Source organism: Amycolatopsis sp. NPDC051045, assembly GCF_040682955.1.
GTDB lineage: Bacteria > Actinomycetota > Actinomycetes > Mycobacteriales > Pseudonocardiaceae > Amycolatopsis.
Genome location: NZ_JBFBCC010000044.1, coordinates 20,169 through 29,492 on the forward strand (window position 1 = coordinate 20,169; position 9,324 = coordinate 29,492).

Consider the following 9,324-nt stretch of genomic DNA (forward strand, 5'->3'; position numbering starts at 1 on the left):
GTCCGGCGTCGATCGCCGGATTGACACGACGCGCAATCAGGCCCACGCACCGGCCAGCAGGCGGGCGACGGCCGCGGTCAGGATGCGGATGCCCTTCGTCGAGCCGGGATCGACCCCGGTCACCTCCCGCACCCGCCGGAGGCGGTAGTCGAGGGTCCGGGGATGGATGTGCAGCGCGACGGCGGCGCGGAGCCGGTTCATGTCGTTGCGGTAGTAGACATCGAGCGTCGTCACGAGGTCCGGGCCGCTCGCCAGCCGCCGGGCGACGTCGCGGAGCCACTGGTCCACCTCGGGCACCCGCACGACACCGAGTTCGACGAAAACGTCCCCGATCCCGGACAGCACGTGCGGAATCCGCTGCACCGGCGCGACTTCGGCCACCTGGCGCGCCAGGGACACGGTCTCGGGCAGCCTGCTCGCCGGGCCGGTCGCGACGCCGACGCGGCAAGCTCCCTCGGCCGCCTCGGCGATCTCGCGCACCACGGGCAGCGCGTCGTCCGCCGGCGTCTCCTGCGGAGAACACGCGGGCAGCAGCGTCAGCAGCTCGTCCGGCCGCCGCCAGGCGATCGGCACGGCGTGCACCTTGAACACCGACTCGACGAGGTCGTCGGTGTCGTCGTCGCGCCCGGGCGGGCGGCCGGGAAACCGCATCACCACCGCGAAGTAGTGGTCGTGCAGGCAGACACCGAGATCGTGGGCGAGGCCGGGGGCCGACAGATCGCCGGCCAGCAGCAGGTCGACGAGATCGTGCAGCCGCTTTCCCACCGAAAGCCGGAGCCGCTGGGCGGCCAGGTAGCCGTCGAGGTAGCGGCCACTGCCTCGGGCGCCCTGCTCGCCGAACCAGGCGGTGAGGCGGAGCAGCTCCGCCAGGTCGTCACCTTCGGCCACTTCGTTGATCTCGCGCAGCATCAAGGTCGCGTGCAAGGCGAGGACCCGTTGCGCCGCCCCGGTGGAGAACCCTTCCTCGGCACGTTTCCGGCCTATTTCCCCGATGAAGGAAAGGTCTTCCTCGGAAAGCCGACGGCTTTCCCGGACCAGTTCGACCGTGTGGCGCCGGAACCACACCGCATAATCCAGCATCTCCGCCCGGGAACGCGGGTTCTCCGCGCGAACCCGGTATTCCGGGAGCTCGCGTTCGTAGGCGTTGAGCTCGGCGCGCGCGTTGGCGTCGGCTCGTTTCATCAGCTCTTCCAGCAGGCCACCCATCTCGATCCGTCCTCCCCGTCAGAGCGATCAGAGCGGTGCGGTCCGGCCGGACGAGGTGACCGGAGCCCCCCGGCCGGCCTCCTCGACGGCGATCCGGAGACGCTCGACCAGCATCGTCCGGATCGCCCGTTCAAGCTACGCCGGTCTGTCAGAAACCGGGGAACACCCGGCGCAGGTCGTCGAGCGTGATGCTGCCTTCGACGGTGACGCCCTTGTCGTACGGCGCCTTGAGGCGGCCGCTGACCAACCGGACGAACGCTTCCGCCGGCCCGTTGAACGTCGCCGACGGCGACTCGAGGTGGTCCACCACCGTGACCGCGTCGTCGATCACCAGACCGGCGCCGGGGACCGCGACCGACGCCGGGGCCGCGAGCTCGGCCGGCTTCGCGAGGAAGTTCAGCAAGAAGCCCACCGGCCCGGCCAGGAGTTCGACCAGCACCGCGGCCGAGCCCGCGTCCACTCCGGCGTCCGGGTCGACGGCCACGCGCACGTCCCACGAGTGGTTGGCCACCTCGCTGAGCCGCATGCCCAGTGCGGTCAGCAACGAGACCGGCTCCGGCAGGAAACCGAGGTCGACGGTCAGCGACGAACGCTGCTCCGGCGTGAGCGCCTCGACCGTCTCGAGCCAACGGCCGTTGTACTCCAGGAAGCCTTCGGCCTGCGCTCGCGGGGCGGACGCGTCCCAGCGGGCCCAGATCGTCTGGTTGTCCTCGGCCGCCACGGTCTCCCCGGCCGCACGGGCGATCGGCGCGCGGCCGATCTCCGCGCCGCTGCCGAGGTGGGAAAGGGCCTGGGCGACGGTCCATTCCGCGGCGCCGCTGGTCGCGGCCAGCTGGTCGTCGGTGAGGGTGCGGACGAGGCCGGCGAGCACGTCGTGCTCGCCGCGGAGGGCAGCGATCGTGCGGTCCATCAGTTGACTCATGCCACCCTCAACTCGCGGATGGACGCGGGTGTTCCATGATCCCGGCGCCCGTCGCGCTCGCCTGGGTGCGGCGCGCGGGGTGGCGGCCGGACAGGCTAGTTTGCCCGGATGAGCCTCCTCGATGATGTGGCCGAGCGCGACGGCTGGCGCTGCTGGGTGTGCGACGAGCCGGTCGACCCCGGCATGTCGGTGAACGACCCACGGGGGCCGAGCGTCGACAGCCGGACCGCCGACCGGAAGGCCAAGGTCGCCGAGCGGCTCGCGCACCGCGGGTGCAACACCCGCAAGGGCGCGGTCAAGGTGGTCATCGCCTGGCCGGACCGCCTGCACGTGGTCGAGCCCGCGCCGCTGATCACCGTGGCCGGGCGGCTGGAGCGCAAGGGTGGCCGCGAAATGGTGGCCCGGTGCCCGACCGAGCAGGACGCCCGGGAAGCGGCGGATTGGCTGGTGGACCGGTTCTCCCGGCTGGTACCGGGGCTGCCGGTGACCGCCGGCGTCGAGGCGGGCGGCGGCCAGTTCCTCGTCATCCTGGCCGCCGGCCGCCGCTGACCGCGGATCAGGCCTGGGCGTACTCCGCCGCGACGTCGACGATCCAGGTGACGCCGAAGCGGTCGGCCAGCATGCCGAAGGCGGGTGCCCACGGGGCGGGGCCGAACGCCTCGATCACGGTCGCGCCCTTGGCGAGGCCCTCCCACACCGGCGTGACCTCGTCGATGCGCTCGCCGCGGACGGAGAGGAAGAACGGCTCCTCGGTGATCGTGGTGCCGTTTTCGCGACGCGTGCTCGGTGCGCCCGGGGCGGCAGGCGCGTCCCGACCAGGCACGTCGTAGGCCATGACGCGGAAGCCGTTCTCGGCGACGACCTGACCGAACACGACGTGGCCGGCGCCGGGCAGTTCGGCAGGCATGCCGAAGTCGGCGTAGGTGGCGACGGTGAGCTGCCCGCCGAACACCGACTGGTAGAACTCGAGGGCTTCGCGGGCCTCGCCGTGGAAGTTCAGGTGGGCGACAGCGGTGAGCGACATGGTGTTCCGGTCCTTCGCGAGGGTGCCAGCCGCCGGAGGTTTCCGGCGGCAAGAGCCACTGTTCCGGGAGTACCGGTCAGGGTTTGTCCCCTATTCCTGGCATTCTCTCCCCATGCCGACCGCTTCCTCGACGACCACCTCCAGCCGGCTGCTGTCGCTGCTGTCCATGCTGCAGGCCCGCCGTGACTGGCCGGGCGGCCTGCTCGCCGAGCGGCTGGGCGTCAGCGAGCGGACGGTGCGCCGCGACGTCGACCGGCTGCGCGAGCTGGGTTACCCCGTCCAGGCGGTCAAGGGACCCGACGGCGGCTACCGGCTCGAAGCGGGCAGTCAGCTGCCGCCGCTGCTGTTCGACGAGGAGCAGGCGGTCGCGCTCGCCGTGGCGCTGCGGATCGCCGTCGGGACGGGCGCGGGCATCGAGGAGGCGGCCGCGCGGGCCCTGACCACCGTGCGGCAGGTGCTGCCGTCGCGGTTGCGGCAGCGGGTCGACGCCCTCGAGATCAGCGCGGCCGGGCGCGGCACCGATGCCCAGGTCGACACCGGCGTCCTGCTCGTGCTGAGCGCCGCTGTCCGCGCCGGTGAGGAGCTGCGGTTCGACTACCGTCCGCCGGGACGGCCCGGCGACGCCGAGCCGCGCCCGGCCCGCCGCGTGCAGCCGCACCACCTCGTGGTGCGGGCCGGGCGCTGGTACGTCGTCGGCTGGGACCCCGACCGCGGCGACTGGCGGACCTACCGCGCCGACCGGATGACCCCGCGCGTCCCGAACGGACCGCGGTTCGCCCCCCGCGAAGTGCCGGGCGGCGACGTGGCCGCCTTCCTTTCGGCCCGGTTCAAGGGATCCGAGGGCACGGACGCCTGGCCCTGCCGCGGCGAGGTGATCCTGGGCCTGCCCGTGAAGGAGGTGGCCCCGTTCGCCGGCGACGGCGTCGTCGAGGACCTCGGCGCCGCCCGGACCCGGCTGACGTCGGGGTCCTGGTCTTGGGCCGCCTTGGCGGCGGCGCTGGCCCGCTTCGACACCGAGATCGAGGTGATCGGGCCGCCGGAGCTGCGGGCGGCGTTCGCCGAGTTGTCCCGTCGCGCCGGCCGCGCCGCGGGGACGGGATAGACCGGCCATGTCGTCACAAATGCCGTGAAACCTTCCCGGGTGCCGGTGATAGACCAAGAAATGCCCTGTCGCACCGGTTTCCGGCCCGGTGGTGCCTGCTCAGCGAAGGAGTCGTTGCCATGTTCGTGCGTCGCTGCCTCGGGGCGCTCGGTGCCCTCGCCGTCGCAGGCGGCTCGACCGTCGCCGCCCCCGCCACCGCGGATGCCGCCGAGTCCTGCTCCGCCTACACCAACCGGGCCGTCCTCGGCGGCTACGAACAGACCCTGACCTGCACCGGCAGCTACTTCCGCGTGGTGGCCGGCCTGGGCACCACGCTGAGCGACGCCTCCGCCGAAGCCACCGCGCTGGTCCAGGATCCCGCGATCGCCGGGCTGAAGTGCAGTTCCTCCGACGGCGGCAGCACCCAGCTCGGCGGGTTCGGCGTGACCCTGCAATGCAACACTCCCGCCGGGATCGTCTTCCTGCAGGGCATGGGCACCACCCTCACCGACGCCGCCCACGAAGCACACGCCCTCGCGCAGGTCTACGCCACGACCCACCAGCTGTGCACCGACTACTCCAGCACCCCGGTCACCGGTGGGTTCAGCGTGGCGCTCCAGTGCATGGCGCCGTTCGGCCTCTACTTCGTCACCGGAACCGGCACGAAGCTCACGGACGCCGCCGCCTCGGCCCGCGCGCTGATCCGCAGCAGCTGAGCCCGAGGTCCGCCGCACGTACCGGTCCACGTCGAATCCGGCGTAGGGCCGGAGACCGAACCGCGCGGAGTCGAACACCATGATCCCGCCGCTACCCGCGAGTTGCAGCCGTGACCGCGATCCCCGCACCTGCGACCCGTGCGCCCGGGTCGCAGGTCAGGATCCGGCCGGGTGGCCGGTCAGGTCGCGTCGCCTGCCGATGTGCGGGCGTGCGCCTTGGTGGCGGCCACCTTCTCGTCGAGGCGCCCGTCCCACGGGTCGGTCTCCGTTTCGAACTCGTCGTGTCGCCGCCACCACTCGTACGCCCGGGTCTGCGGATACCCCTCCGGAGAGTCCTCCCACTCCTCCTGCCGCCCGAACGCGGTGAGGTCGAGGTAGCTCCACGTGCTGCCCAGCGCCTCGTCACCGCGGTGGTTGACGAAGTAGGTGCGGAACACCCGCTCGCCGTCCCGCACGAACGCGTTGGTGCCGTGCCACTCGTCCACGCCGAAATCGGCGTCGAAGTCGTCGGTCAGCGTGTACCAGGGACTGTCCCAGCCCATCTGCGTCTTCAACCGCCGGATGTCGGGCTGCGGCGCCCGTGACACCCGCGCGTACGTCGTCCCGCGAGCGTTCAGGTGCGCGAGGTGGGCGACCTGGTCCGCCATCATCGAGCAACCGACGCAGCCACGCTCCGGCCAGCCGTGCACACCCGGCTCGAAGAAGAACCGGTAAACGATCAGCTGGCGGCGGCCCTCGAACAGGTCGAGCAGCCGCACGGGCCCGTCCGGCCCCTCGAACCGGTAGTCCTTCTCCACCGCCATCCACGGCATCCGCCGTCGTTCGGCGGCCAGCGCGTCGTACGCGCGGGTCCGCTCCTTCTCCTTCACCAGCAGTCTCTGGCGGGCGGCCTCCCATTCCCGGGCAGGCACAACCGGGGGCACCTTCATGGCGCGTTTCCTCTCGATCTTCGGATTTTCCTCAGTGGTTACGCCGCGAGCGCGGCGGGCAGGCCGGCGGCCGTGACGTGGCGCGAGTCGTGGAAGTTGATCGCGCGGGAGAAGCGGCCGTCGACCACCGTGAACACCCACAGGCCACTGGCCTGGAACCGACCGGAGGCGTCGCGGCGGTAACCGGCCATGGCCGGCTGGCCGTTGGCGCGGGTGGGCAGGAACCGGGCGCCCCGGCCGAAGGAGTTGCGTGCCATGAACGGAAGGCAGACTCCCACGCCCTTGAACCAGGTGGGGTGCGGCACGGCTTCGAGGCTGAAGTCGTCGTGGATGACGCCCCGGATGGCGGCGGCGTCCCCGGCCTCGAACGCCGCGATGTAGCGGTCGAGCAGCGCGCGCTCGAGCTCCAGGTCCGGCGGCGCCGTCCGTTGGGCGGTGAGGTCCACCTCGTCGAGCCGCCTGCGGGCCCGCTGCAGGAGGCTCTTCACCGCGGGCACGCTGATGCCGAGGGTCCGGCCGATCTCGGCGGCCGGCCACCCGAGCACCTCACGCAACAGGAACGCGGCGCGCTGCCGGACCGGCAGGTACTGGAGGGCCGCGATCAGCGCCAGCCGTACCGACTCGCGCAGCACGACCAGTTCTCCCGGGTCGCTGTCCCGCCGGCCGAGCACCGCGTCGGGCAGCGGCTCGACCCAGGCGAGGGAGTCGTCGGCGTAGACGCGGGTGCCGGGATCGCTCGCCGGCGCGCCGAGCCCGGCGGGCAGCACCCGCCTGCTCCGGTGGTTCAACGCGGTGATGCAGGTGTTGGTGGCGATCCGGTAGAGCCAGGTCTTGATGGAGGACCGGCCCTCGAACCCCGCCATGCCGTGCACCGCCCGCAGGTAGGTCTCCTGGACGGTGTCCTCGGCGTCCTGGTAGGAGCCGGTCATCCGGTAGCAGTGCGCGATCAGCCCGTCGCGAAGCCGTTCGAACTCGTCGTCCAGCCGCACACCGCTCACCTGTGAGATCGTCTCAGAGGACACGTCACCCTCCCGCTTGTCGGTCCAGCCTTCTCTTGGACTCCGCCGGCGGGCAAAAGGAATCGCAGGGTCGTTCGCCGACACGACGATCTAGGATCTCGCCGTGGCTTCGACAACTCCCCAGCGTGGCCGGGCCACCGGACTTTGGTCGATCCGGAGACACATCGTCGCGGTGGTCTTGATCGGTCTCGGCGTGTTCGCGGTCGCGGCGGTGCTGTTGTGGCTGGCGTTGGGCCAGCCTGGCCGACGAGTGGCTCGAGCAGCGTCAGGTGTGCATCGACGTGCTGTGCGCGTACCTGCGTATTCCGTATGAACCCGCGGTGGATTCGCCGTGGTACCACGACGAGGAATCCGAAGTGCGCCTGTCGATCACGACAGTGATCAGCGATCACCTTCGCCCCGGCGCGCCCGTCAGCTGGCAGGGCCACGAGTTCAACTTCCTCCGGGCCGTGCTCCGCTCAGCGGATTTCGCGGACATCCAGGTGACCGGCGGCCGGCTCCTGTTCAGCTTGGCCCGGTTCCGCGGCGGCTGGACGTCGTTCGACGGAATGCACGTCAGCGGCGGCGAAGTCTGGTTCGGCGGCGCCGAGTTCGACGGCGCCCGGGTGACTTTCGAGAACGCCGAGTTCAGCGGCGGCCGCGTCCAGTTCGACGGCGCCGCCTTCACCGGCGGCGAGGTGACCTTCCGCGGCGCCCGGTTCACCGGCGGCGAAGTCGACCTCTCCAAGGTCAGCACGGACGACTACACCACGCCACCCGTGTTCGATCAGTGGCCGGCCCCGCCACCCGGCCTTCTGCTGCCCAACGCCTAGCTCTCCTCCCTCGTGCGGCGGCGGGGCGCCGCCGAGCGGGGTGGCGTCGAGCGCATGTGGTCCCGCACCGGGGCCAGCAGGGCGGCGAGCGTCTCGACGTCCTCGCGTGAGAGCGGCTCGAAGAGCAGGCCGGCGACCACCTCGACGTGCCCGGGCAGCACTTCGGCGAGGCGCGCGCGCCCGGCGTCGGTGATGGTGACCGTGATGCCCCGCTCGTCGTCCGGGGAGGGGGCGCGCACCACCAGGCCCGCTTTCTCGAGCAGGCCCGCCTGGTAGGTCAGGCCGCTGCGGCTGTAGACGACGCCGTCGGCCAGGTCGGTCATGCGGTGGCTGCCCGTCGGCGAGTCCCCGAGCCGGGCCAGCAGCTGGAACTGCACGTAGCTCAGATCGCCGGCCTCGCGCAGCTGCTGCTCGACCGCGTGCCGGAGCAGGCTGGTCACCTCGATGAGGTCGAAGTAGGCGCCGAGCTGCACGGGGTCGAGCGACGGTGGTGCGTCAGACATACCCGCAGCTTACTGCTTTGAATTCGAAGGGGTCTCGCGAAAACGGCCACCCCGCTACTGCACACTGGCGCCATGTCCTTGTCCGAGCTGGGTACCGCGGTCCGCTGGTTGCGCGAACACACCGAGCCCGCCGCCGCCGGGCTGCCTGCCGGCGGACCGCGGACCAGCGGGCGGCGGGTCCGCGGCCTGCGCCGGGAGGAGCTGGCCGAGCTCGCCGGGGTGTCCGCGGACTACATCCGGCGGCTGGAGCAGGGCCGGCGTCATCCGTCGGCCGGCGTGGTGACCGCCATCGCGCGGGCGTTGCGAGCCGGACGGGCGGACTACGAGCGGCTCTGCGCCCTCGCCGGGTACGCCGCGGTCGACGGGCAGGTGCCGCGCGAAGCCGGGGCGGCGGCGATGCGGCTCCTGGAACGGTTCGACGACACCCCCGCGTTCCTGACCGACGCGGCCTGGAACGTCATCGCCGTCAACGGTGCGTGGATGGCGCTGGGCGGCGGGGCGCCGGCCGGATCCGCCCGGGACTGGAACGTCGCCTGGCGCACGTTCTGCAACGCGCGCGGGGAGATCGATCGCACCGAGGAGCACCAGGCCGGTTTCCAGGCCGTGCTCGCCGCCCGGCTGCGTGACACGCACCTGCGCTACCCGGCCGACGCGTCGCTCGCCGAGCTCGTGGACGAGCTGCGGAGCGCCAGCCGTGCGTTCGACACCCTGTGGCGCACCCCGGAAACGGTCTCCGCCTACGAGAACCAGGCCGTGTTCCGGCATCCCGACGGTGGCGACATCACGCTCGACGGTGCCCTGCTCGAAGTTCCCGGCGACGACCTGATGGCGGTGGTCCTCACCGCGGCCCCGGACTCGGCCGACGCGGCTCGGCTCGGCGAGGTCGTCCGCACCGCGGGCGCGCCGGCCGTGGTCAGGGTGGGCCAAACCGGCCCAGGCTGACCGCGCCCGTTGCCGCGATCCTGAAGTCGATGTGGATCAAGGGACGTTTGCTTCAAATTCGAAGCAAACTGGCCCCGGCGAAGGTGAGAACTGTGATGAAGGCAGTGCGTTTCCACGAGTACGGCACCCCCGACGTTCTGCGTTACGAGGATGTGGAGCAGCCGGTTCCC

At 71.8% G+C, this 9,324-nt stretch carries 11 protein-coding genes; 5 read left to right on the forward strand and 6 right to left on the reverse strand.

Features of this window, described 5'->3' with window-relative positions:
- Window positions 1-36 precede the first annotated feature (36 nt).
- Together AB0M80_RS42920 and AB0M80_RS42925 are read right to left on the reverse strand one after the other, a co-directional pair.
- Window positions 37-1,206 carry a helix-turn-helix domain-containing protein gene (locus tag AB0M80_RS42920; protein ID WP_364576310.1) on the reverse strand — a complete coding sequence of 390 codons (1,170 nt, stop codon included), beginning with the start codon at window positions 1,204-1,206 and terminating at the stop codon, window positions 37-39.
- 148 nt (window positions 1,207-1,354) lie between these two features.
- On the reverse strand, window positions 1,355-2,128 hold the full coding sequence (locus AB0M80_RS42925) for a maleylpyruvate isomerase family mycothiol-dependent enzyme (RefSeq protein ID WP_364576311.1): 774 nt from the start codon (window positions 2,126-2,128) through the stop codon (window positions 1,355-1,357).
- A 108-nt stretch (window positions 2,129-2,236) separates the two neighbouring features.
- Here AB0M80_RS42925 and AB0M80_RS42930 point away from each other — a divergent pair, with 108 nt between their 5' ends.
- Complete coding sequence (locus AB0M80_RS42930; protein WP_364576312.1) at window positions 2,237-2,677, forward strand: hypothetical protein; 441 nt, start codon at window positions 2,237-2,239, stop codon at window positions 2,675-2,677.
- A gap of 7 nt (window positions 2,678-2,684) precedes the next feature.
- On the opposite strand, the gene AB0M80_RS42935 is transcribed toward AB0M80_RS42930, so the two are convergent.
- Window positions 2,685-3,152, reverse strand: a complete 468-nt coding sequence (locus AB0M80_RS42935; RefSeq protein WP_364576313.1) for a VOC family protein — start codon at window positions 3,150-3,152, stop codon at window positions 2,685-2,687.
- 112 nt (window positions 3,153-3,264) lie between these two features.
- Here AB0M80_RS42935 and AB0M80_RS42940 point away from each other — a divergent pair, with 112 nt between their 5' ends.
- Both AB0M80_RS42940 and AB0M80_RS42945 read left to right on the forward strand, forming a co-directional pair.
- Complete coding sequence (locus tag AB0M80_RS42940) at window positions 3,265-4,254, forward strand: WYL domain-containing protein (RefSeq protein WP_364576314.1); 990 nt, start codon at window positions 3,265-3,267, stop codon at window positions 4,252-4,254.
- Window positions 4,255-4,373: 119 nt separating this feature from the next.
- On the forward strand, window positions 4,374-4,949 hold the full coding sequence (locus AB0M80_RS42945; protein WP_364576315.1) for a hypothetical protein: 576 nt from the start codon (window positions 4,374-4,376) through the stop codon (window positions 4,947-4,949).
- Between the two features lie 179 nt (window positions 4,950-5,128).
- On the opposite strand, the gene AB0M80_RS42950 is transcribed toward AB0M80_RS42945, so the two are convergent.
- Together AB0M80_RS42950 and AB0M80_RS42955 are read right to left on the reverse strand one after the other, a co-directional pair.
- Window positions 5,129-5,878 (reverse strand): DUF899 domain-containing protein, encoded by a 750-nt coding sequence (locus tag AB0M80_RS42950; protein WP_364576316.1) that lies wholly within the window; start codon window positions 5,876-5,878, stop codon window positions 5,129-5,131.
- 38 nt (window positions 5,879-5,916) lie between these two features.
- A complete protein-coding gene (locus tag AB0M80_RS42955) occupies window positions 5,917-6,876 on the reverse strand; it encodes an RNA polymerase subunit sigma-70 (protein ID WP_364576317.1) in 960 nt (319 codons plus the stop codon).
- A 290-nt stretch (window positions 6,877-7,166) separates the two neighbouring features.
- On the opposite strand from AB0M80_RS42955, the gene AB0M80_RS42960 reads away from it, so the two are divergent.
- The gene (locus tag AB0M80_RS42960) at window positions 7,167-7,709 is read left to right on the forward strand and encodes a pentapeptide repeat-containing protein (RefSeq protein ID WP_364576318.1); all 543 of its coding nucleotides are present in this window, start codon (window positions 7,167-7,169) and stop codon (window positions 7,707-7,709) included.
- Here the strand turns inward: AB0M80_RS42960 and AB0M80_RS42965 are convergent.
- Window positions 7,706-8,212 (reverse strand): MarR family transcriptional regulator, encoded by a 507-nt coding sequence (locus tag AB0M80_RS42965; RefSeq protein WP_364576319.1) that lies wholly within the window; start codon window positions 8,210-8,212, stop codon window positions 7,706-7,708. The genes AB0M80_RS42960 and AB0M80_RS42965 overlap by 4 nt on opposite strands.
- Before the next feature lie 72 nt (window positions 8,213-8,284).
- Here AB0M80_RS42965 and AB0M80_RS42970 point away from each other — a divergent pair, with 72 nt between their 5' ends.
- Window positions 8,285-9,154: a helix-turn-helix transcriptional regulator gene (locus tag AB0M80_RS42970; protein ID WP_364576320.1), complete on the forward strand. Its 870-nt coding sequence runs from the start codon at window positions 8,285-8,287 to the stop codon at window positions 9,152-9,154.
- The last annotated feature ends 170 nt before the right edge of the window (window positions 9,155-9,324 follow it).

Bases quoted from the DNA above. Each gene is read 5' to 3' on its own strand.
- AB0M80_RS42920 (WP_364576310.1), bottom strand. From the start codon at position 1,206: ATGGGTGGCCTGCTGGAAGAGCTGATGAAACGAGCCGACGCCAACGCG.
- AB0M80_RS42925 (WP_364576311.1), bottom strand. From the start codon at position 2,128: ATGAGTCAACTGATGGACCGCACGATCGCTGCCCTCCGCGGCGAGCAC.
- AB0M80_RS42930 (WP_364576312.1), top strand. From the start codon at position 2,237: ATGAGCCTCCTCGATGATGTGGCCGAGCGCGACGGCTGGCGCTGCTGG.
- AB0M80_RS42935 (WP_364576313.1), bottom strand. From the start codon at position 3,152: ATGTCGCTCACCGCTGTCGCCCACCTGAACTTCCACGGCGAGGCCCGC.
- AB0M80_RS42940 (WP_364576314.1), top strand. From the start codon at position 3,265: ATGCCGACCGCTTCCTCGACGACCACCTCCAGCCGGCTGCTGTCGCTG.
- AB0M80_RS42945 (WP_364576315.1), top strand. From the start codon at position 4,374: ATGTTCGTGCGTCGCTGCCTCGGGGCGCTCGGTGCCCTCGCCGTCGCA.
- AB0M80_RS42950 (WP_364576316.1), bottom strand. From the start codon at position 5,878: ATGAAGGTGCCCCCGGTTGTGCCTGCCCGGGAATGGGAGGCCGCCCGC.
- AB0M80_RS42965 (WP_364576319.1), bottom strand. From the start codon at position 8,212: ATGTCTGACGCACCACCGTCGCTCGACCCCGTGCAGCTCGGCGCCTAC.
- AB0M80_RS42970 (WP_364576320.1), top strand. From the start codon at position 8,285: ATGTCCTTGTCCGAGCTGGGTACCGCGGTCCGCTGGTTGCGCGAACAC.